The organism is Pseudoalteromonas thalassia, from assembly GCF_049257215.1.
Classification (GTDB): domain Bacteria; phylum Pseudomonadota; class Gammaproteobacteria; order Enterobacterales; family Alteromonadaceae; genus Pseudoalteromonas; species Pseudoalteromonas lipolytica_C.
Genome location: NZ_JBMMUE010000007.1, coordinates 76,423 through 98,544 on the forward strand (window position 1 = coordinate 76,423; position 22,122 = coordinate 98,544).

Below are 22,122 nucleotides of genomic sequence, written 5' to 3' on the forward strand. Positions count from 1 at the left end.
ATACATTTATAGCTCAACTACTTGTTTAAATAAATAAAAAAGGCCGCTGAGCGGCCTTTTTCAAGTTTTTATTGCTTAAGCTGCTTGTTTCTTAGCAACCCATTGGTCAACAAACTTCTCTAGTACATTTAATGGTACTGCACCATTTTTAAGTACTACATCGTGGAATTCACGAATATCGAATTTATCGCCAAGTTTTTCTTTAGCTCCTTCACGAAGCTCTAAAATTTTCAGCATGCCCACTTTGTATGCCGTTGCTTGTGAAGGCATTACAATGTGACGCTCAACCATTTTAACGCCATCAGAGGTCGCATTTGGTGTGTTATTTACGTAGTAGTCGATACCATCTTGACGTGTCCACTTCATAGCGTGGATACCTGTATCTACTACTAGTCGACATGCACGCCATAGTTCCATAGCAAGACGACCAAAATCTGAATATGGGTCTTCATATAAGCCCATTTCTTTTGGTACTAGCTCAGAGTATAAACCCCAACCTTCAACATACGCTGTGTAGCCGCCAAACTTACGGAATTTAGGCACATCTTCAAGCTCTTGCGCGATAGCAATTTGCATGTGGTGGCCTGGAATACCTTCGTGGTATGCAAGTGCTTCCATTTGGTATGTTGGCATTGCTTCCATGTCGTAAAGGTTTGCGTAATAAATACCTGGGCGTGAACCATCTGGCGCAGGTTGTTGGTAGAACGCTTTACCTGCTGCTTTTTCACGGAATGCTTCTACAGCTTTAACTTTAAGGTCAGCTTTTGGCTTAACAATGAATAGCTCGTCTAAACGAGATTTCATGTTATCGATAAGCGCCGTTGCTTCATCAAGGTAACGTTGTTTACCTTCTGCTGTGTTAGGGTAGTAGAACTGCTTATCAGTTTTCATGAATTGCATGAATGCTTTAAGGTCACCTTCAAAGCCTACTTTGTCTTTGATTGCACGCATTTCGTCGTGAATACGCGCGACTTCAGCTAAACCGATTGTGTGAATTTCTTTCGCAGTTAAATCAGTGGTTGTCGTACGTGCTAAGGCATTATTGTAAAACGCTTCGCCGTCAGGGAATTTCCAAGCACCATCACGGTCATCAGCGCGTTTTTCTAGCTGAGCTAAGAAATTAATTAACTTAGTATAAGAAGGTTTTACTGCTGCTTTTAAGGCTTTTTCAGCATCGCTGATAAGTGCTGATTTTTCGCTATCGGCAATCTCTAATGCGTTTACTTTACGTTTAAAGTCAGCAAGTAATGTTGAGTCTTCACCGTCGTGGAATGGTGCGCCGCGTAAGATATTTTGGCTTGAATCAATCACGTGTGGGAAAACAAACTTAGGCGCGATAATGCCTTTATCTGCACGTACTTCAAGATCTTTGATAAGTTGATCAATAACCGTTGTAACACCATTTAAACGCGAGATATACGCTTTTGCATCAGAGACATCGGCAATTTGATGTTGATTGATTAAAAACGCAGGGATCATTGAGTGAACACCAAACATTTGGTTCACCGGGTAGTTGTAATGACGCCATTTAAAATCAGCAATTTCGTTTTCAAGATCTTGCTTTTTAAGGTCGTAACTTACTTTTGTTGCATCATCTAATAGGTCGCGGTTAATTGCGTTAAGCGCAACTAGGTCAGCTTTAGTTTGTTCAAAGTCTTCTAAAACGCGCTCTTCACTGCCATCGTCCCATTTGTCGTAATCTTTTTTGATGCCCATGTATGTTTGATAAATAGGGCTTTTCATTACGTCACGGTTAAAAGTATCTTCGAAGAAGGCATTAGCTTTATCGATTTCACTTTGTACAGGTTGGCTTTGTACACTTGGTGCAGGCGTTGGTTGCTCTTGCATTTGTTGGCAGCCGCCAAGTAATGCAACACTTACCGCCGCAGCGATGAAGGTCAGTTTACGCATTATCGTTCCTTTGTAGTTGTTAGAAATTTAATTATAATTCTTAAACGAATAATTCTAGCAGGTCATTCAAAAAACGTTGGCCTTTAGGGCTTACCTGCCAGTTATCTTTATCATCAATTAGTAGGCCTTTTGCAATCGCTTCAGTCAAGGCTTGTTCCTGACTTTGCAGTGACAAACTTGTAAGCAAAGGTAAATCAGCTTTCGGACACGGTTCAACTAAGCGAAAACGATTCATAAAGAATTCAAAGGCTAAGTCGTCTTTGGTTACTTGCCATTGCTCATATAAATACGGTTTAGCTAGATCCATATAACCGCGCGGGTGTTTAACTTTTACCGTACGGGTGATGACTTTATTTTCATCAGTAATTTTACCATGAGCGCCACAGCCGATACCGAGATAATCGCCAAATCGCCAATAATTCAGGTTATGACGGCATTGGTAACCGGGCTTTGCGTAACCTGAGATCTCATATTGCTCATAACCTGCTGCTGCTAGTAAGGCTTGTCCTTGCTCTTGAATATCCCAAAGGATGTCATCATGAGGCAAGGTCGGTGGCTTTGACGCAAACTGAGTGTTTGGCTCAATTGTTAGCTGATACCAAGAAATATGGGGAGGATTTAGCGCGATGATTTTTTCAAGGTCGCCCAAGGCATCTTCAAGAGATTGTCCGGGTAAGCCATGCATTAAATCGAGGTTAAAGCTGTTTAGCCCCGCTTGGTGCGCCTGTTTAGCCGCATAGCTTGCTTCATCTGCACCATGGATGCGGCCAAGGGCTTTTAGCTTGTCGTTTTGCATGCTTTGCACACCAATCGAAATACGATTAATGCCAGCGGCAACATACTCTTTAAAGCGACCGGTTTCGACAGTACCAGGGTTAGCCTCTAGGGTAATTTCACAGTCATCAGTTAGGCCAATTAACCTGTCAACTTCACCAAGTAGGCGAGTATAAGCGTCACCGGTTAATAAGCTTGGAGTACCGCCACCAATAAAGATACTGTGGATTTTACGCCCTTGTACTAAGTGCAAATCGGCCTTGAGATCATCAATAAGATGCTGAACGTATTCTTTTTCGGGGATCGTGCCTTTTTGGCCATGGCTATTAAAGTCACAGTATGGGCACTTTTGCACGCACCAAGGCACGTGCACATATAAACTTAAAGGCGGTAAACTCACAGGCCGCCTTTTTGCTGCAATTGCGCAAGTAGTTGTTTCAAAGCTTGGCCGCGATGACTAAGAGCATTTTTTTGCTCTTTAGTAAGCTGAGCGCTGGTGCATTGTTCAGACGGTACATAAAACACCGGATCATAACCAAACCCACCCTGACCATCTTGGCTATGGGTGATTTCGCCTTCCCAACTGGCACTACAAATAAGTGGTGTCGGGTCGTCGGCGTGGCGCATTAATACTAAAACACACCAAAAACGCGCACTACGAACAGGGTTATCAGCAAGCTCTTTTAATAGCTTGTCGATATTATCTTGATCGCTGGCACCCGCTCCAGCAAAGCGTGCAGAGTACACACCCGGCGCACCATTTAGGCCGTCGACTTCCAGACCTGAGTCATCGGCAATCGCAGGCATGCCCGTGATCTTTGCCGCATGACGCGCTTTAATAATGGCGTTTTCAACAAATGTGGTGCCTGTCTCTGGTACGTCAGGTACTTGAAAATCACTTTGTGGAACCACGTTAATATTAAGTGGGCTGAGCATACTTGCCAGCTCTTTTACTTTGCCAGGATTACCCGTGGCTAAAACCAAGGTGTTGTTCATAGGGTCTATTAATCTACGTAAAATTTTTGCTGAAACTTCAGCGTTTGTACTTTGCCATTTTGATTAATTTCGATATCAAAACGGTAAATTTCTTCGTTGCTGTAATCGATTTGCGCGAGGTAATAAATTGCATCGCCTTCAACAACCTCTTTAAATTCAAGCTGCTTTTTATTGCCAAGCAGGTTGCGCGCTGTGCCTGTTAAAGTTGCAGTCTGCGCTGATTTATCGCTGTTTTTTAATACCGAAATATTGATTATCCCTTTGTTAGGGCTGCGGTCTAAATCGTAGTTTTTGGCGATGCTAGGCTGAATAAAGGTCGATGGAAATGCAATGTAGTGAACTTCCCAAGGGCCAAGTACCTTATACTGAGCGCCTGCTTGTTCATCGGCCTGGGCAAGAGTTGTAAATAAACTCAATAAAATCAAAGAAAAATAAATAACTTGCTTCATGCTATATCTCACTTAACAAAAGAGGCCTTTCCGGCCTCTTGATGTAGTTGTTATTACTTAGCCTATAAAATCCATCAATAAGATTTGTAAAAACTGTAGACCAATGATCAGTACTAAAATCGATAAATCAAGACCGCCAAGTGGCGGAATGATTTTACGAATAGGGCGAAGCATAGGTTCAGTCAGCTGATGAAAAACGGCCTCAATAGGATTGTAACCTTGGCTTACCCAGCTCAATAATGCACGAATTATTAAGACCCAAAATAACAGATTTAAGCCTTCTTTTATTACAGTCATTAAAGCAGAAACAAATACTGGTGCTGGAGACCAGGTACCGTAAAACATCAGTAAAATCACACTAATTTTGGCTACGGCTACAAGATATGCAAGGACTAACGATGCCATATCAAAGCCACCCAATCCCGGAATAATTTTACGAAGAGGATTTACTGCAAATGATGTTGCTTTTACTACAAATTGGCTAATTGGATTATAAAAGTCCGCTTTTGCCGTTTGTAACCAAAAGCGTAAAAGGACCACCATTAAAAAGAGATCGAAAACAATCCCAACTAAAAATTGCATGGCTTGCATAGTTTTACCTTCAAAAAGTAAGCTTAAAGTTCTTTTTCCATTGCCTGAGCGCGAGCGATACAGGCGTCCATTGCATCAGCAACTGTAGCGACTAAACCTTGTGATTTAAGGTGCTCTACCGCTTCATGAGTTGTACCGCCTTTCGATGTAACATTTGCTCGTAACTGAGTTATGCTGATATCTGGTTGTGAAAGTGCCATTTCAGCTGCGCCAAGCGCCGTTTGCTGTACTAAGCGGCGTGCATCTTCATCATTAAAACCAAGGGCTTTTGCTTTTTCTTCAATGGCTTCCATAAATAAGAAAAAGTAAGCAGGTGATGAGCCTGTCACAGCGATAATATCGTTAATTTGAGACTCGTGTTCTACCCATTTAACAATACCTGTACACTCGAATACCTGTTGAACAAACTCATGTTCTTCAGCGGTTTCATCTGCGCCGAATAATCCAGATACGCCACGACCAAGCAATGATGGTGTATTTGGCATACAACGCACCATTTTCACATCTTGACCTAGCATTTCACGTAAACGTTTTACGGTAAGACCTGCTGCCACTGAAATAAATAGTTTGTCGCTAAAATCAACACCAGAATCTTGGAATGATTGGCAAAGATCACCCATCATTTGTGGTTTAACAGACAAGACAATCACATCTGCATCGCGAAGTGCCGCGTTGTTATCCGCGGTAGTTTGCACCCCGAAATCAGCAGCAACCTTAGCTAATTTTTCTTGGTTGCGATTGGTTGCAATAATATTTTTAGCTGCAAAACCGTTCTTTACCATGCCACCGATAATGGCGTAGCTCATGTTACCCGTGCCTATAAATGCGATTTTTTTGTCTGACATATGTCTGTTATCACCTTTTAATTTCGTTGGCCAAATATATCCGTGCCAATGCGTACCATGGTTGAACCCGCTGCAATTGCCGCTTCAACATCATTACTCATACCCATCGACAAGGTGTCTACTTGGGGATATTGGGCCTTTAGTTTATCAAAGCAAGCGCTTAATTGCTCAAAATATTGTAATTGTTGCGCCGTATCGTCCGTTTTGGCGGGAATAGCCATCACACCTCTGAGACATAAATTATCACATTGACTGATAAATTCTGCCAATGTCATTACCTCGTCGGGGTGGCAGCCTGACTTAGCCTCTTCTAAACTAATATTTACTTGAATTAATACATTCAGCGGTGATTTATCCGAGGGACGTTGTTCGTTCAGACGTTTGGCTATTTTTATACGGTCAACACTTTGCACCCAGTCGAAATGGCTGGCAACAAGTGCACTTTTATTCGATTGAATAGGGCCAATAAAATGCCAAACAATATCTTTGTATTCAGCAAGGGCAGCCACTTTTGTTACTGCTTCTTGTACGTAAGATTCGCCAAACAATCGTTGGCCTTGTTCATAAGCAGCAATGATATCGTCGGTTGGTTTGGTTTTTGAGACAGCCAATAGGTTTATTGATTGCTCATTACGTTGATTATTTTTTGCAGCTTGCGCAATTCTGGCATAGGCGGATGTAAGTCGTTCTGCTATTGTAACCATATAATTATCAGTTGGTTGTGGAGTCATAAATGGATATTACCGAATTATTGGCCTTTAGTGTGCAACACAAAGCCTCGGATTTACACTTATCATCAGGCGTATCACCTATGATACGCGTTGATGGCGATGTACGTCGTATTAATATTCCAGCATTAGAACAAAAAGATGTAAATAGTCTGGTATACGATATTATGAACGATAATCAGCGTAAGGACTACGAACAAAATCTCGAAGTGGATTTTTCTTTCGAAGTACCTAATCTTGCGCGTTTTCGTGTTAATGCATTCAACTCAAACCGTGGCCCGGCTGCGGTGTTTCGTACTATCCCTAGTGATGTACTGACTCTAGATGATTTAGGTGCGCCGGATATTTTTAAAACCATTGCAGATAACCCTCGTGGTCTCGTGTTGGTGACAGGGCCTACTGGCTCCGGTAAATCAACGACACTGGCAGCAATGGTCGATTACATCAATCAGAACAAGCACCATCATATTTTGACGATTGAAGATCCAATCGAATTCGTACATGAGAATAAATTGAGCTTGATAAACCAGCGTGAAGTTCATCGTGATACGCATAGCTTTTCGAATGCGCTCAGAAGTGCGTTGCGTGAAGACCCTGATGTTATCTTAGTTGGTGAGCTGCGTGACCTTGAAACAATTCGCCTCGCGATGACTGCAGCAGAAACCGGCCACTTAGTGTTTGGTACTTTGCATACTACCTCTGCGCCAAAAACTATCGACCGTATCATCGACGTATTCCCAGGTGAAGAAAAAGACATGGTGCGGTCAATGCTATCTGAATCATTACGTGCCGTAATCTCGCAAACATTACTTAAAAAAGTCGGTGGTGGTCGAGTTGCTGCTCATGAAATTATGATCGGTATTCCTGCAATTCGTAACTTGATCCGTGAAGACAAGATTGCGCAAATGTACTCATCGATTCAGACAGGTGCTTCGCATGGTATGCAAACGATGGATCAATGTTTAGCAAGCTTAGTTAACTTCGGTATCATTACAACCAATGATGCACGTGCGAAAGCGCAAGATAAAACTCAATTTGGTGGCTAACGGAGTTACTTAAGATGTCTTTACCTTTAAATCACTTTTTACAAGTTATGATCGATAAAAAAGCGTCTGACTTATTTGTTTCGAGCCAATTACCAGTGAGTGCAAAAATCAATGGTGAGCTTGTGCATCTTACTGATGAGAAGCTCTCTGATGAAAGCTCTCTGGCTTTAGTTGAGTCTGCGATGAGCGATAAGCAGCGCCAAGAATTTCATGATACTAAAGAGTGTAATTTTGCTATAGCGACAGATGAAGGGCGTTTCCGTGTTTCTGCTTTTTGGCAGCGAGATCGTGCCGGTATGGTTATTCGTCGTATCGTGACGAAAATACCGGACGTTAATGAGCTTGGTCTGCCGTCAACACTGACCGATGTGATCATGGCAAAGCGTGGTTTAGTATTGTTTGTGGGTGGTACAGGTACCGGTAAATCAACGTCATTAGCAGCGCTTCTGGGTTATCGTAACCGCAATCAACGTGGTCATATTCTTACCATTGAAGACCCTATCGAATTTGTTCATGAACATCGTAAAAGTATTATCACCCAACGTGAAGTTGGTTTAGATACAGAAAGCTTTGAATCCGCTCTGAAAAGTTCACTGCGTCAAGCACCCGATGTTATCTTGATTGGTGAGATACGCTCCCAAGAAACCATGGAATATGCCCTAAGCTTTGCCGAAACCGGTCATTTGTGTGTAGCAACACTGCACGCCAACAACGCCAACCAAGCCATTGACCGTATCATGCACTTAGTACCAAAAGAGAAGCACGATAAATTAAAGTACGACTTAGCACTAAACTTACGTGCCATTGTTGCCCAGCAGTTGATACCTACAGCCGATGGTGAAGGCCGTGTTGCAGCTATCGAAATTCTGCTTAACTCACCGATGGTGGCAGAGCTTATCAAACGTGGTGATATTGGCTCTATCAAAGAAACCATGGCGAAATCGAAAGAAATGGGCATGCAAACCTTTGACCAAGCGTTATTTGAGCTTTATAAACAGCGTCGAATTAATTACGCTGATGCGCTTCATCATGCCGACTCACCAAACGACTTACGCTTGATGATCAAGTTGCAAAATAATGAGCAAAAAGGTGCTGGTTTCTTACAAGGTGTTACCATCGACGGCCTTGACGAGAAGAGCGATATATAATGTTTTCGCGGATAATTATAGCTGCCTTTATACTGCTGGTAACTGCCTTTGAGGCGTCTAGTAATGTTGTTGAAGATGTTGTTATTTTTATCCGCGATGATGTTTATGACGATTACAGTCGCTTCTTAAATGGTCGTAAACCTATTGAAGTAAAAGACTTTAGTGGAGCTTACATTCGCCGTGATGTAGTTGATATGATCATTGCTCAACAAGCGTTGAGCTTAGGTGGTTTCAATAAATCATTTCGCTATCACAAAGGTAATGCTAATTACCGTAACACCAAGCTGTTAGAAGATGGCCAGTTATTACTTAGCTTTGATAGTGTGTGGTCAGTAGATGCAAAGCAGCTTGCTGAGTCTGTGTATATTTCAGATCCCGTGATCCGTAATGGTGAATATTTTGCTGGTATATTCACGTCCCCAAACAATAAAAAAGCACTGCAATTAAAGCAGTTTGCTGACTTTAAGCAATTAACTGCGGTTTCAACACCTCGTTGGCAAACTGACTGGCAAACGTTATCGGCTCTACCGCTCAAAGAGCTGCTCAGAGAAGATGAGTGGCTTGGGCAAGTCCGCACGGTATCGATGCAGTGGGTTGATTTTATGATGATGCCTTTAATGCCAAGTCTCAATAATCGTTACAGTTTGGAAAATATTGAACTGGTTGCAGTACCTAACGTGGTATTGCAATTAAATGATAGCCGTCACTTTATTATTTCGAAAAAGCATCCAGACGGAAAAGCCGCCTTTGCAGCAATTCAAAAAGGCTTACAGCAGCTTCGTAATAGCAGCGCTATTGAAAAAGCCTACCGAGAGGCAGGCTTTATTCCAGATTTAAACGACTATACCGTGATTAACAAAGCGCGTTAGTCGCCATAAGATTGCTCAAAAAAACTTTCTAAGATGATCACCGCAGACATATTATCGACGTTACCTTTACCAAGGTTACGGTAACCACCTTGTTCGAATAAACGCGCTTTGGCATCTGCGGTTGTTAGTCGTTCGTCTTGAGTTTCAACCGGGATAGCAAAGTGATTATGCAAACGGTTTGCAAACTTCTTAGCTTTAAAAGTGACTTCTTGATTGGTGCCATCCATATTAAGCGGTAAACCAACTACCATTAGATCTGGTTGCCAGTCATCTACTTGCTTTTTTATTTGCTGCCAATCAGGAATACCGTCTTTGGCTTTCACTGCTTGAAGGCTTGAGGCTGTGCCGGTTAGCTCTTGGCCTATGGCGATACCAATACTTTTGGTGCCAAAATCAAAGCCCATAACGGTGCGCTCACCTACGGGCTTGAATGTTCTTTTTGTCATAGTTTCAATAATTCATTTATGTTAGGCATGGCCGGCTTCAGAGCTTAGCTGACTTACATCAAACCCCAACATGGATACCGCTTTTTCCCAGCGCTTTTCAACAGGGGTGTTAAAGATGATATCTGGATCTGCTTTTATGATAAGCCATGAATTTTCTAGCAGCTCTTGCTCAAGTTGACCCTGCTCCCAACCTGCATAACCTAAAGTAATAATAAATTGTTCAGGTGCTTCATTAGTGGTTAAGCTTGCCAGCACATCTTTTGAAGTGGTGATCATAATATCACTGCTAAGCTTTTGGCTTGATGAATAGCCATGCTTAGGAGAATGTAACACAAAGCCGCGGTCTGTTTTTACGGGGCCGCCAGCATAAACAGCAAGCCCTGCGGCTTGCTTATTTTTGTCGTTATCAATCTCGATTTTATCGAGTAATTCACCCACAGTAATATTAATAGGCTGATTAATAACCAGCCCCATAGCACCCTCTTGATTGTGCTCACAAATATAAGTGACAGCACGTTTAAAAAAAGGGTCTTGCATGCTTGGCATCGCGATTAAGAAATGATTCTCTAATGACTGCATAGGTCGCCCCTTTTGTTGTTTAGATTAAGTATGGCTCAGTTTGCTCTCAATGGCATCAAATAACTTACCAGTGATAGAAATGTCGTACGCGGCTTCAATTTCTTTTACACAAGTCGGCGCAGTGACGTTGATTTCAGTTAAGCGGTCACCAATGATGTCTAAGCCCACAAAAATAAGGCCTTTTTCTTTTAACGTTGGTGCGACTGCTTCGGCGATTTTGCGATCTGATTCGCTAATAGGGCGAGCTTCACCACGGCCACCTGCTGCTAGATTACCGCGCGTTTCGCCATTTTGTGGAATTCGAGCTAGGCAGTAAGGCATGACTTCACCGTCAACGACAAGGACACGTTTATCGCCTTGTTTGATTTCAGGAATATAGTTTTGTGCCATTGCAAAACGACTACCATGCTCGGTTAATGTTTCGCAAATTACACCAATATTGGCATCATCTTCTTTAACACGGAAGATAGAGGCACCGCCCATACCATCAAGTGGTTTTAGTATGATGTCTTTATGCTCAGCTAAAAATGCGCGAATATCTGCTTGGCTTCGCGTTACTAATGTATCAGGTGTATGTTCACTGAACCAAGCGGTGAACAGTTTTTCATTTGCATCACGCAAACTTTGCGGTTTGTTAATAACTAATGTGCCAGCTTGTTCTGCGCGCTCTAAAATATAGGTTGCGTAAATATATTCAGTATCAAAAGGTGGATCTTTACGCATTAAGATCACGTCTAAATCAGCAAGGGCAACGGTGGCTTTTTCTTCTAATTCGTACCAATGATTTACATCGTCAAATACACGGGCTTTGGCAGCTGTTGCATAGCCTTGACCTTGACGCAGTGACAGGTCGTCCATTTCCATGTAATAAAGTTCGTAGCCACGTTTTTGTGCTTCCATCATCATTGCGAAGCCAGTGTCTTTTTTAATGTTAAAGCCACTAATTGGATCAGAGATTATGCCTAACTTAATTGCCATATTTTTGCCTTAGAATCGAAGTGCCATACTGTATTTAGTAACTTTGATATATGGGTATTTTTACCATTTTCAATTGGCTAAGTCGCCAAACTGTAATTGCAATGCGCTTAAAACAGTCAATGCGGCTGTTTCTGTTCGAAGTACGCGTGGGCCTAAGCGAATATCAACGAAGGCTTGTTGCTTTGCAATGTTAATTTCTTCATCAGTAAAACCGCCTTCAGGGCCAACTAAAAAGCGCACACCTTCGCTAGGCACTTGAATGGTTTTAATACTATGCTCAGCGCGAGGGTGTAGGGTAAGTTTAATTGCGTCGCTAGCTTGCTCTAACCACTCTTTTATATCGATAGGTGGATGCACAACAGGCACGAAGTTACGGCCAGATTGCTCAGCTGCAGCAATTGCAATTTTTTGCCATTGTTGGTGTTTTTTCTGCAGTCTGTCGCCACTCAGTTTTACACCACAGCGTTGACTAAAAATAGGGGTGATTTCAGTGATACCTAATTCCACCGATTTTTGAATGGTGAAATCCATTTTATCGCCACGAGAGATGCCTTGGCCCAAGTGAATTTTAAGTGGTGATTCAACGTCGTGATCGATAAACTCTTGCGGTTCAACAACGACTGTTTTTTTACTGACCTCGATGATTTCGCTGAGGTATTCACCGCCTTCGCCATTAAAAATAGATACTTTATCTCCGACTTGCATACGTAACACTCGGCCAACATGACCTGCTGCATCATCATCAAGTGCTACAGGAGTGTTTAAAGAAATCGCTGAAGGTTGGTAAATATGAGGTACTCGCATGGCTGTCACTTATTAATAATTTTAGCAATATGGTAAGTATACAGCGGTTTAGGTGCAATTATTTATTTGTTATTTAAGGTCGTCTTTTGCACTTAAGACGTGAGCGGTAGTTTCGGCAATCTCAGATTGGCAAGAAAGGTGATTAATATGAGCAGCATCAGGGCAGGGGATAAAGCTAAAACCTTGCTCGTCTTGTTGAACTAAGTACCTTATCTTGTGTAATGAATTATAAATAAACTTTTGTGCATCATCAGCCAGTTGGTAATCAGTTAGATTAATGAGTACTCCCTGTATTGTGTGATGCTCGTGCAAATAGCTGGCTAGCTCAGAAACGCTTATCTCATTGCTAAAATCGCAGTAGCAATAATCTTTAATTAGTTCATCGAACATCAGCTTGACCATTTGTCGGCTATTAGCACCAGCCACAACAAGTGTAGAGCTTTCAGCTTTAGCAAAATAATGCTCAGCGAATGCTCGACTAAACTCATTGTCGATATCGACTAATAAAAAATTATTAATTTTATTTGGCATAAAGCCCCACGATTCAAACACTTCTGATCAAATTGAAAACATACTAATTAGTAAATAGCCTATAGCACCAAAAACGGCAAATTCGATACACGCAATTCCAATATTATCTTGGTGATCAACTTCCAGAGATGTATCAATATTGGGTAAAGAAATATATTTAATAATGTAGCTCAAAACATACAATAACACCCACATAGCACCACAATGTGATACTAAAGTGAATAAATTTTCTACCATCTTACCACTAATAAAGGATGCACTGGAAAGACCAGCGTAACCAGAAAGTGCTAGACCAATCGACTTCCCGGCATAACGTATGCCGATAGATGTGTTTTCTAAATTGAAATTACTTTGCAGCGATGCCCCTTGGTTGGCTTTTGCAAAGCGGTACTCGCGGATCTTAGTATCAAGAGCAAACATGCCTTGTATGACAAAAAAGCTAACGGTAGCAATAAGTAAACTACTAAAGCCTTGCGTATGCGACCAATTGTATAAACCAAGACAAATGATACAGTTAGCTATCAGCATACCTGAATCAACCAGTGCTGCGCAGACATTCTGTTTTAAAATAGCCGCTTCTTCGTTAAAGCGATATAAAATCCATTTTCGGTGTATTAAATGACCAATCTTAATGAAAGAAAATAATAAAAAAATGAGTATCAATACTTTTAAAGGGTTTGATTGAGCCGCGCTTAGACTTATTTCATCAAAGATGTAAGCAATGGTAGCAATGACAACTAAGATCTCACTGGCAAAGCTTATTCCCATAGCAAAATTATCATGTTGCGCCAGTTCTTCTTTAAGGGCTTGTTTTGCCTTTATTTGCGTTAGGATACGCAGCAGTACTATGGTGATACAAATAACCGCAAAACTAATAGCAATCGCGACTAAACTAGTGTTAGATAATGATAAATATGACATGCAGATCCCTGCTAAATAAATCTTTGATAATCATTCTAGTACGGTTATTGGCAAGTTAAAAGAGAGTATTTAATGAGTAATTCGTATCCGCTTCCAACGTCAGTTCAACAGTTAGGCCAAACCCGCTTTACTAGCTTATACCCTGATCAAGATGTCGACGAAAATATCGCTAAGTTATTATCATTAAGTGATTTTGCTTGGCACTGCTTACAATCACAGCCGGCTTTGAGAACATGGTTACTTGATGAAACAGAATGTGCTAACCGCGTGGTAGAGTCGCCATTAAGTAACAGTGACCTAAGTGAACTTGACGATTCAGCAGCAATGGCAAAATTGCGTTTATATCGTGAAAAATATTGGTTGAAAGTTGCGTATCTAGATTTGTGTTGTGCAAACCCAATTGCTGACAGCATTGCTTATATCTCTGAGCTGGCAAACCAGCTTATTGACAGCGCAAATCAATGGGCTTTTGCGCAAGTTGCTAAAGTAAGCGGCACTCCAGTCGATGCTGACGGAAATGCCATCCCTATGTTGGTTCTTGGTATGGGAAAGTTAGGAGGAAGAGAGCTTAACTATTCATCGGATATCGATCTCATTTTTTCTTATCCTCGAGATGTTGCAACACAAGGTGGTCGTCGTTCAGTTGAAGCTCAAGTTTTTTATACTAAGGTAGCGCAAAAGTTAATTATGGCGCTTAACCAGACAACAGTGAACGGCCAGGTTTTTCGAGTAGATATGCGTTTGCGGCCTTTTGGCGAAAGTGGTCCTTTGGTGATGAGCTTTCATGCAATGGAAGATTATTATCAAGAACAAGGTCGAGAGTGGGAACGCTATGCCATGCTCAAAGGGCGTTTAATTGGTACTGAGAATCGCTATTGGAGCGAGTTTTACGAACTGTTAAGGCCGTTTGTTTACAGGCGTTATATTGATTTTTCAGTGATTGAGTCACTTAGAAAAATGAAGCATATGATTGCTCAAGAAGTACGTCGTAAACGTTTAACCAATAACATAAAACTCGGTGCAGGTGGTATTCGTGAAGTGGAGTTTGTAGTGCAAGCTCTGCAAATGGTGCGTGGTGGTCGAGAAGCAAACTTGCAAACGCAGTCATTACTGTTGGCTCTAAAAGAGCTGGTTAATAATCAAGTTATGACATCCACGGAAGCGCAATTGTTAAAACAGAACTACCTAGAATTACGTCGTGTAGAGCAGTATTTACAAATTTTTGCTGATAAACAAACTCAGACACTTCCTGATGATGAGCTTAATCAGCAGCGCCTTTGTTATTTACTTAATAAGGCTGATTTTAGCCACTGCCTAGCTGCAATCGAGCAGGTGATGACTGAAGTGCATAATGAGTTTGAGCAAGTCATTGGCTTTGAAAGTGAGAGCGCAGATCCCTGTGAAAGTGAGTTTATTAGCGCGTGGGAGATGACAGATGTTAGTTTGATGTGCGAGCCTAACCTTGACTGGCAAGCGGCGCTTGAAGACTTTAAAGCGCGTTTAACTAAGGCTAAAATAGGCACGCGCGGCAGAGATATTCTCGACAAATTAATGCCACTGTTGCTTAAACAGCTTACTGTTGCCAAGGCAAGTGGCGAAGCATTTAACATGATAAGCCAAGTGCTGAATAAAATTATTTCTCGAACCGCTTACCTTGAGCTGTTATATGAAAATCCAGGCGCATTAAATCAACTGGTTGCACTTTGCTGTCATAGTAAATGGATTGGTGAACATATTTCGCGTTACCCAATCTTACTCGATGAGCTGATTGATCCTCAGGTGCTCTATAAACCGACGCCTTTATCTGCTTACAAAGATGAAATTAGGCAGTATTTCTTGCGTATAGAGCATGGCGATTTAGAGCTGCAAATGGAAGCACTTCGTCAGTTTAAACAAACGCATCAGTTACGCATTGCTGCCGCTGATGCAACCGGTGTGCTTAGTGTGATGAAGGTTAGCGATCACCTTACTGCGCTTGCTGAGGCTATTGTAGAGCAAGCGGTCAATATTGCCTGGCATGCTTGTGTTGAGCGCTTTGGTCGGCCAGCCAATACTTCTGATCAAGAAAAGGGCTTTGCAGTTATTGCATATGGTAAAACGGGTGGCTTTGAAGTTGGCTACGATTCAGATCTTGATCTGGTATTTGTGCATAATCACGATGGCAGTAGTTATACCGACGGTGATAAATCAATTGATTCACGTCAGTTTTATTTAAAGCTCGCGCAGCGACTAATGCACTTATTCAACACGCGAACTGCGTCTGGCATTTTGTATGAACTTGATACCCGTTTACGTCCCGAAGGGGCATCGGGCTTACTGGCTATTAATTTAGAAAGTTATTATCACTATCAGCAAACTCAAGCATGGACGTGGGAACACCAAGCTTTAGTCCGCTCACGCATGATTTATGGGCAAGTCTCATTACACGAGCGCTTTACTGCGATCCGTAAAGATGTGTTGTGCCAAGCACGTGATACAGAAAAGCTGAAAAAAGAGGTCATCGAGATGCGCGAAAAAATGCGCACTCACCTAGCGAAAGGGAATGATGAACTGTTTGATTTAAAACAAGATAGAGGTGGTATCACAGATATTGAGTTTATCACTCAATATTTGGTGCTGAATAATGCGATGCAGCATCCAGAGCTAACTACTTGGTCTGATAACGTGCGTATTTTAGCTGATGCTGCACGTCTAGGTTGTATCACAGAGCAAATGCAGCAGGAATTAGTCGAGGCATATATTACCTATCGCTCACGCTATCATGTAATGAGTTTAGATCAGCAAGGTCGTTGTGCGCCACGTGCTGAGCTAACTCAGCACATAGCATTGGTTAGTAACGCGTGGCAGCAAGTATTTATAGCAAACAGCAATAATACTTAAACAAAATGGTTTTAGAAGTGCCGTTAGCTTTTTAAGCGGCGGCAGTTCTCGCGCACATAAGCAGAGGGGAGCTCAGTGATAACAGCTGCTCTTTGCTTAAAGCAAAAGAAGGTATAAACCTCATTTTCGAAGTCGTCATTGATGGCACGGCCAACCTGATACAGTGTTGAAACAAAATTACTATCAACACGAAAATGATCTTTAACGACATAGTCTTTACTTAAATACCAATAAAGTACAATGTCTTCATTACGGGCATAATCAGAGAGCACGTCTTTTAACGTATTACCATTTTCAAAGCGGCGCGGTTGAATATCGCCGGTCCAGTTTGGTGACGATGGTTCAACTACTTTTTCGCGCTCAAATAGTACAACATCTAAGCTTGTTTCAGGTGTTGGTAACTTGAGAACGTATTTATCACGTTCGTTATCTTTGCTGTTTACTTGGTTACGTAACGCAGAATAAAAGCGAGACAACCCCTGAGCAGCGGCATTTTTTGTTTCTTTCATATCAAATACCGGACCGCTACCGAATAAAAAGTAGATTGCAGCAGCAATTAAAATAAAAGCTAATGATAAATGCTTAACCCAGAACCACATTTCTAATACTCTTGTTGTTTATTACCTTAATAAAAACATACTAATTAAAAATTGTCACTCTACTTGTAATAAGAAGGTGCGTTCTTATCAGGGCGCGTTTTAAAACGTCGATGTAACCACATGTATTGCTCTGGGGCATTATCTATGGCTTGTTCCATTCGTTGATTGACACGTGTTACATCTCTTAGATCATCGCCACTTGGGAAATCGTGCAAAATAGGCAGTACTTCTAAATGGTAGCGACCTTGTTCATCACGTCGGCTGGTTAGGCTGACAGTTTCGCAGTTTTTGCTATTAGCGAAAAGCAAAGTCCCTGTTGTTGTTGCTGTCTCTTTTACTGCATAAAAAGGCGCAAACTCACAGCGATTACGGCCATAATCTTGATCAGGAAGGTAATAGCACACTTTTTTATTTTTAAGTGCTTTTAGTAAACCCTTTACATCTCGCTTGCCAATTAAGTATTCGTTTGAGCGTAAGCGCCCATTAGTCGTAAAGTATTCCATCAAAGGATTATTATGAGGGCGATAAAAACCAATGCCTTGGTGTTTTAAACCCATGACACGGCTTGCCATTTCTAAATGAAGAATATGCGGTACAAGTAACAATACCCCTTTTCCTGATTGCTGTATTTGCTCAAAGTATTCTAGGCCCTTAATGGAGCCATATACTTTTTTTACACGCCACTCGGGCCACCACCAAGCCATGCCAGTTTCCATCATGGCAATACCGGTGTTTTCCATATTTTTACGAACTAATTCGCGCTGTTCATGTTCTGGCATATCAGGAAAACATAAACGAATGTTGACCTCAGCGATATGGCGACGGCGTTTCATAAAGCGATGCACTAAACGGCCAAGTAGTTTACCTAGTGCAAGTTGTAATTTGTGTGGTAACCAAGAGATAAGATATAAAAAGAACACGCCAATCCAAGTTAACCAGTAACGTGGGCCTAAAAAAGACGCTTTAAACGGAGATGAACTAACCACAAAAAAATCTCTAAAAATAAAAAAGCTAGTTTAACTGTATGTCTTTAAAAATACAAAAAGCCAGCGCTAGGCTGGCTTTTATTTAAGGACTCAATTAGAAGAAATGATTAGATTTCTTTTAAACCCTGATTAATTGCAATAAGGTCTTCGCTAGTTAGGGTACCGGCAGCTTGTTTCAAGCGTAGTGTAGAAACAACATAACGGTAACGAACATTCGCTAAGTTACTTTTTGCGTTATACAGGTTTTGTGTGCTGATCAATACGTCAACGATAGTACGTGTTCCAACTTCAAAGCCTGCTTCAGTTGCTTTAAGCGCACTTTCTGCAGAAACAACAGCTTGTTGAAGTGCTTTGTAAGTTGCGATGTCAGAGACCACTTGATTATATGACGTGATCACTGAGCGTGTTACTGCACGTAGGCTTGCTTCTAAGTCTTCGCTTGCTGCAACATAGTAAGCGCGAGCTTGATCTGTTGCTGCTGTCGTTGCTCCACCTGAATAAATAGGTAAGCTGAAGTTAACACCCACTTTTGCACTGTCTTCACGTGGTTGATGTGAATTACTGTTTAAATCTGTCAGGCTGTCACCATAAGACGCGTTCAAAGTTAGCTTAGGATAGTGACCTGCTTTTGCTAAATCGATTTGGTCTTTTGCAATATCAACCGTTACTTTAGACACTTGTAGATTTAAGTTGTTGTCTTCGGCAATTTTTATAAAGTCAGTTGATTGTTTATTAGGTGCAACCGTCGAAAAGGTTTCTGTATTTAATACATCTAACTTAGCGTGGTATTTACCTGTGATTTCACGAAGTTGCTCACGTGCTGTTTCAACACTATTTTTAGCGACAATTTCTTGTGCTACAGAGTTATCGAACTGAGCTTGTGCTTCATGAACGTCAGTGATCGCAGTTAAACCTACCGCATAACGCTCTTTAGTTTGTTGTAATTGACGTTCGATAGCACGTTTTTCTGCTTGTACGAACTCAAGGTTATCAATGGCGCTTAAAACATTGAAATAACCTTCAGCAACACGAACGATTAGGTCTTGGCGTGCAAAGTCATATTGTGCAGTTGCTTGTAATGCTTGTTTTTCTGCAATACCAAGTGAGTTCCATGCACCTAAATCGAACAATGTTTGACTTAAGCTAAGGCCACGACTGAAAACGTCAGGGTCATAATCATAACCAGCATAGCCTGTAGCATCATTACCATCGTATAGGTCCGACTTGGTTTTTTCATAGCCAAGGCTTAAGCCAATTTGTGGTAATAGTGCACTTAACGCGCGATCGCTCTCATAGGCTTGCGCATCTGCTTGGGCTTTTGCTTTAAGTACGGTAGGATCGTTTGCGGTTGCGATCTCGTAAACTTGAAGTAGGTCTTCAGCGTTACTTGCTGTTGCAGTCAATGCGCTAGAAAAACCAATCAGCGCAGCGAGTAATGTTTTTTTCATTTTTTGTTCAGTCCTTAGACAATTTCGTACTGCCAACATGGTACTCTTTTTTAATGAATAACCAAAAAAAAATTACGTAAATCTACATGTCCAAGTGTAACAGAATATAATTGACGATAAATTTTACGTAATACTTACAGGAAATAGTGAATGAAAATATCAGCAATCTCACAATTTAGCCATGACGACATAGAGTTAAAGCCAATTGAGCGAGTTTATGATGGTTTTTTTAAAATTAATGTGTATCGCTTTCATCATGCGCTGTTTGCTGGTGGTAAATCGGTGGAGATTAAGCGTGAAATTTTAGAGCGAGGCCATGCTGTAGCTGTACTTCCTTATGACCCTGTTACTGATCAAGTGTTGCTTATTGAGCAAATCAGGATTGGTGCAATGGCATCAAAGCAGTCCCCTTGGTTACTTGAGTGTATCGCTGGCATGGCTGATGGTAGTACTGACTACGAAGAGGTTGCCAAGCGAGAAGCGTTTGAAGAAGCGGGCATTGAACTTAATGAGCTCGAATTTATGATGTCGTATCTTTCAAGCCCTGGTGGTACGACTGAGCGTTTGTACTTATATTTGGCGCGCACTGACTTATCTGGGTATCAAGGTGGCCTTTTTGGTCTAGATAATGAAGATGAAGATATCAAAACCCATGTAATGTCATATCAAGAGGCCATGCTACGTTTAGAGCAAGGCGAAATTGATAACGCTGCAACTGTGATCTCATTACAGTGGTTAGCACTTAATAAGCAACGTATACTGTCTGATTGGAACAATAAATAGGGGATTATTTTGGCCTACGTTACTGCCGAACAGCGCTATATTCAAAGTTTACCCAAGTACTTAATATTGTGTGAACACAACTATGCGCGTGCACTAAAATTATTGCCACGTGAGCGTTTGGTAGGGCAGGAGCGAAAAGTTCAGTTAGGTCAGAGCACTTTTGTGATAAAAGTGGACGATACGGCTAAATACACCACCGATATCTCTATTAATCAAGAAACTGGACAATTGAGTTCATTACAGCCTCTATATCTAACGGTCCGTATGTATCATGATGCGAAAGTGGCTGAAATCATTCATCATGATTTTCATCAACGTATCAAGCCCTCATACGCGTACCCGAATCCGAGTATGCATCAAAAAGATGAAAAGTATCAGCTTAATGCCTTTTTGTATGACTGGTTGGTTGCCTGTGTTGAAAATGGCCGAGCGGTTTTAAATTGGGATGTAAATAATGGCTTGGTTTAGTGACCGCTATCATTTTGATAAAACAGCACTGAAAGTCGCCCATATAACTGATTGTCACCTATTTAAAGAACCTAATGGTGACTACTTTTCTGTGAATACGGCTGCGTATTTTGCGCGCTGTTTACATGCCATTGCTGAGCTAGATGCTGATTGTGTGGTGTTTGGTGGCGACTTAACACAAGATCACAGCAGCGAGTCTTATCAACTTTTTGCTAAATTAATTACAGATTCAGCGCTCAGCTGCCCGGTATTTTGGTTGCCTGGCAATCATGATGAACTCGCTGAATATGAAAAGCTTACAAGCCCGCAAATTTTAAACAGTAAACGCATTACTTTTTTAGGTGGGCAACTGCTTTTAGCAAACTCAAAAGGTTCGACGCCAGCAGGTTGGGTAACTCACACGCATTTGAATGAATTAAGCCAAGCAATAGGGCAAGTTCCAAGCGTGGTGTTTTGTCATCATAATCCGTTGCCAATTCAAGCTTATTTAGATAAACATATGCTAGAAAATGGCCCACAGTTTTTAAACATGTGTGTTAATAGTGAGCAGTGTATTGGTGTGTTTCATGGTCATGTGCATCATGAATACACGCAAACTTACCGTGATCTTAGCGTGTTTGCTACACCAGCCAGCTCGATACAATTTACTAAGCACACGATGGCATGGCAGCAAGACGATTTAGGCCCCGCATTTCGTGTCATTAACTTAAATGTTGATGCACAACAAAAATTGCAGTTAAGCACGGATGTAGTATGGCTAAACGGGTAATTTATATTCATGGCTTTAATAGTTCTGAGCAATCTTACAAAGCCGTGCGCTTTGGTGAACATATGGCGCTATTCGATGTTGATTATCAGGTGCCGCGATTAACCCATGAGCCATTACATGCAATTATACAATTAGAACAATTGCTAAATGATGATACTGTATTACTAGGTAGTTCATTAGGCGGTTTTTATGCGACCTATTTGTCGCAACGTTATTCGATACCTGCGGTGGTGATTAACCCTGCGGTTCGCCCATTTGAGTTACTCGATAACTATTTAGGGCCAAATTATAACCCGTATCAAGATAGTCATTACGAACTTGGTACTCGTCACATGGATGCATTGCGCAGTTTATATTTGCCGCAATTAGACACTCCTTCATTGCTTTATTTGCTACAGCAAACGGGCGATGAAGTACTGCCTTTTCAGCAGGCGGTTAACTATTATTCTCAGTGTAAGCAACACGTTGAATTTGGAGGCGATCATAGTTTTATCGGCTTCGAACAAACCTTTGCAAGTATTGTAGATTTTCTTAAAATCACGTAAAACATAGCTAAGCGCATAAAAGATATAA

The 22,122-nt window shown here is 41.4% G+C and carries 24 protein-coding genes; 8 read left to right on the plus strand and 16 right to left on the minus strand.

The window, feature by feature from the left end:
- Positions 1 to 75: 75 nt before the first annotated feature.
- Genes AAEU31_RS10215 through AAEU31_RS10245 form a run of 7 tightly spaced genes read right to left on the minus strand, consistent with a single transcriptional unit; the run spans position 76 to position 6,297 of the window.
- Positions 76 to 1,911, minus strand: coding sequence for a DUF885 domain-containing protein (locus AAEU31_RS10215; protein ID WP_421967158.1), 1,836 nt, complete (start codon positions 1,909 to 1,911; stop codon positions 76 to 78).
- A gap of 40 nt (positions 1,912 to 1,951) precedes the next feature.
- The gene (hemW, locus tag AAEU31_RS10220; protein WP_421967159.1) at positions 1,952 to 3,085 is read right to left on the minus strand and encodes a radical SAM family heme chaperone HemW; all 1,134 of its coding nucleotides are present in this window, start codon (positions 3,083 to 3,085) and stop codon (positions 1,952 to 1,954) included.
- Complete coding sequence (locus AAEU31_RS10225) at positions 3,082 to 3,681, minus strand: XTP/dITP diphosphatase (protein ID WP_058586594.1); 600 nt, start codon at positions 3,679 to 3,681, stop codon at positions 3,082 to 3,084. Before AAEU31_RS10225 ends, hemW begins: the two co-directional genes overlap by 4 nt.
- Positions 3,682 to 3,689: 8 nt before the next feature.
- Positions 3,690 to 4,130: a DUF4426 domain-containing protein gene (locus AAEU31_RS10230; protein ID WP_235381781.1), complete on the minus strand. Its 441-nt coding sequence runs from the start codon at positions 4,128 to 4,130 to the stop codon at positions 3,690 to 3,692.
- Between the two features lie 57 nt (positions 4,131 to 4,187).
- On the minus strand, positions 4,188 to 4,721 hold the full coding sequence (locus AAEU31_RS10235) for a YggT family protein (RefSeq protein WP_135923606.1): 534 nt from the start codon (positions 4,719 to 4,721) through the stop codon (positions 4,188 to 4,190).
- 23 nt (positions 4,722 to 4,744) lie between these two features.
- The gene (proC, locus tag AAEU31_RS10240; RefSeq protein WP_199526089.1) at positions 4,745 to 5,566 is read right to left on the minus strand and encodes a pyrroline-5-carboxylate reductase; all 822 of its coding nucleotides are present in this window, start codon (positions 5,564 to 5,566) and stop codon (positions 4,745 to 4,747) included.
- Between the two features lie 17 nt (positions 5,567 to 5,583).
- Positions 5,584 to 6,297: a YggS family pyridoxal phosphate-dependent enzyme gene (locus AAEU31_RS10245; protein WP_135923608.1), complete on the minus strand. Its 714-nt coding sequence runs from the start codon at positions 6,295 to 6,297 to the stop codon at positions 5,584 to 5,586.
- Positions 6,298 to 6,299: 2 nt separating this feature from the next.
- Here AAEU31_RS10245 and AAEU31_RS10250 point away from each other — a divergent pair, with 2 nt between their 5' ends.
- The 3 genes from AAEU31_RS10250 to AAEU31_RS10260 are packed head-to-tail and all read left to right on the plus strand — an operon-like array spanning position 6,300 to position 9,357.
- Entirely contained in the window at positions 6,300 to 7,340 is a 1,041-nt protein-coding gene (locus AAEU31_RS10250; protein ID WP_135923609.1) for a type IV pilus twitching motility protein PilT, read from the plus strand.
- Between the two features lie 14 nt (positions 7,341 to 7,354).
- Positions 7,355 to 8,488 (plus strand): PilT/PilU family type 4a pilus ATPase, encoded by a 1,134-nt coding sequence (locus tag AAEU31_RS10255; RefSeq protein WP_135923610.1) that lies wholly within the window; start codon positions 7,355 to 7,357, stop codon positions 8,486 to 8,488.
- Positions 8,488 to 9,357: a hypothetical protein gene (locus AAEU31_RS10260; RefSeq protein ID WP_235381787.1), complete on the plus strand. Its 870-nt coding sequence runs from the start codon at positions 8,488 to 8,490 to the stop codon at positions 9,355 to 9,357. The genes AAEU31_RS10255 and AAEU31_RS10260 overlap by 1 nt, the downstream gene beginning before the upstream one ends.
- Here AAEU31_RS10260 and ruvX read toward each other — a convergent pair.
- The 6 genes from ruvX to AAEU31_RS10290 all read right to left on the minus strand — a co-directional run bounded on the left by ruvX (position 9,354) and on the right by AAEU31_RS10290 (position 13,616).
- Positions 9,354 to 9,803 carry a Holliday junction resolvase RuvX gene (gene ruvX, locus AAEU31_RS10265; protein ID WP_421967160.1) on the minus strand — a complete coding sequence of 150 codons (450 nt, stop codon included), beginning with the start codon at positions 9,801 to 9,803 and terminating at the stop codon, positions 9,354 to 9,356. The genes AAEU31_RS10260 and ruvX overlap by 4 nt on opposite strands.
- 21 nt (positions 9,804 to 9,824) lie before the next feature.
- Entirely contained in the window at positions 9,825 to 10,382 is a 558-nt protein-coding gene (locus AAEU31_RS10270) for a YqgE/AlgH family protein (protein ID WP_135923612.1), read from the minus strand.
- Between the two features lie 24 nt (positions 10,383 to 10,406).
- A complete protein-coding gene (gene gshB / locus AAEU31_RS10275; RefSeq protein WP_135923613.1) occupies positions 10,407 to 11,360 on the minus strand; it encodes a glutathione synthase in 954 nt (317 codons plus the stop codon).
- A gap of 69 nt (positions 11,361 to 11,429) precedes the next feature.
- Entirely contained in the window at positions 11,430 to 12,164 is a 735-nt protein-coding gene (gene rsmE, locus AAEU31_RS10280) for a 16S rRNA (uracil(1498)-N(3))-methyltransferase (RefSeq protein ID WP_138557182.1), read from the minus strand.
- A gap of 69 nt (positions 12,165 to 12,233) precedes the next feature.
- Positions 12,234 to 12,695, minus strand: coding sequence for a hypothetical protein (locus AAEU31_RS10285; protein WP_199526091.1), 462 nt, complete (start codon positions 12,693 to 12,695; stop codon positions 12,234 to 12,236).
- Between the two features lie 27 nt (positions 12,696 to 12,722).
- Positions 12,723 to 13,616 carry a DUF350 domain-containing protein gene (locus AAEU31_RS10290; protein ID WP_135923616.1) on the minus strand — a complete coding sequence of 298 codons (894 nt, stop codon included), beginning with the start codon at positions 13,614 to 13,616 and terminating at the stop codon, positions 12,723 to 12,725.
- Between the two features lie 72 nt (positions 13,617 to 13,688).
- On the opposite strand from AAEU31_RS10290, the gene glnE reads away from it, so the two are divergent.
- Entirely contained in the window at positions 13,689 to 16,496 is a 2,808-nt protein-coding gene (gene glnE / locus AAEU31_RS10295; RefSeq protein ID WP_421967161.1) for a bifunctional [glutamate--ammonia ligase]-adenylyl-L-tyrosine phosphorylase/[glutamate--ammonia-ligase] adenylyltransferase, read from the plus strand.
- A 23-nt stretch (positions 16,497 to 16,519) separates the two neighbouring features.
- On the opposite strand, the gene AAEU31_RS10300 is transcribed toward glnE, so the two are convergent.
- The 3 genes from AAEU31_RS10300 to tolC all read right to left on the minus strand — a co-directional run bounded on the left by AAEU31_RS10300 (position 16,520) and on the right by tolC (position 19,529).
- Entirely contained in the window at positions 16,520 to 17,095 is a 576-nt protein-coding gene (locus tag AAEU31_RS10300) for a TcpQ domain-containing protein (RefSeq protein ID WP_421967162.1), read from the minus strand.
- A gap of 59 nt (positions 17,096 to 17,154) precedes the next feature.
- A complete protein-coding gene (lpxL, locus tag AAEU31_RS10305) occupies positions 17,155 to 18,081 on the minus strand; it encodes an LpxL/LpxP family Kdo(2)-lipid IV(A) lauroyl/palmitoleoyl acyltransferase (RefSeq protein ID WP_421967163.1) in 927 nt (308 codons plus the stop codon).
- A 107-nt stretch (positions 18,082 to 18,188) separates the two neighbouring features.
- Complete coding sequence (gene tolC, locus AAEU31_RS10310) at positions 18,189 to 19,529, minus strand: outer membrane channel protein TolC (protein WP_135923620.1); 1,341 nt, start codon at positions 19,527 to 19,529, stop codon at positions 18,189 to 18,191.
- Positions 19,530 to 19,679: 150 nt separating this feature from the next.
- Between tolC and AAEU31_RS10315 the strand changes: the two genes are divergently transcribed.
- From AAEU31_RS10315 to AAEU31_RS10330, 4 genes are read left to right on the plus strand one after another with little or no spacing between them, the layout of a single operon-like run.
- Positions 19,680 to 20,312 (plus strand): NUDIX domain-containing protein, encoded by a 633-nt coding sequence (locus AAEU31_RS10315; protein ID WP_135923621.1) that lies wholly within the window; start codon positions 19,680 to 19,682, stop codon positions 20,310 to 20,312.
- A 9-nt stretch (positions 20,313 to 20,321) separates the two neighbouring features.
- Positions 20,322 to 20,780: a DUF1249 domain-containing protein gene (locus AAEU31_RS10320; protein ID WP_421967164.1), complete on the plus strand. Its 459-nt coding sequence runs from the start codon at positions 20,322 to 20,324 to the stop codon at positions 20,778 to 20,780.
- Complete coding sequence (locus AAEU31_RS10325) at positions 20,767 to 21,549, plus strand: metallophosphoesterase (RefSeq protein WP_421967165.1); 783 nt, start codon at positions 20,767 to 20,769, stop codon at positions 21,547 to 21,549. Before AAEU31_RS10320 ends, AAEU31_RS10325 begins: the two co-directional genes overlap by 14 nt.
- Positions 21,534 to 22,094 carry a YqiA/YcfP family alpha/beta fold hydrolase gene (locus AAEU31_RS10330; RefSeq protein WP_253038615.1) on the plus strand — a complete coding sequence of 187 codons (561 nt, stop codon included), beginning with the start codon at positions 21,534 to 21,536 and terminating at the stop codon, positions 22,092 to 22,094. The genes AAEU31_RS10325 and AAEU31_RS10330 overlap by 16 nt, the downstream gene beginning before the upstream one ends.
- The last annotated feature ends 28 nt before the right edge of the window (positions 22,095 to 22,122 follow it).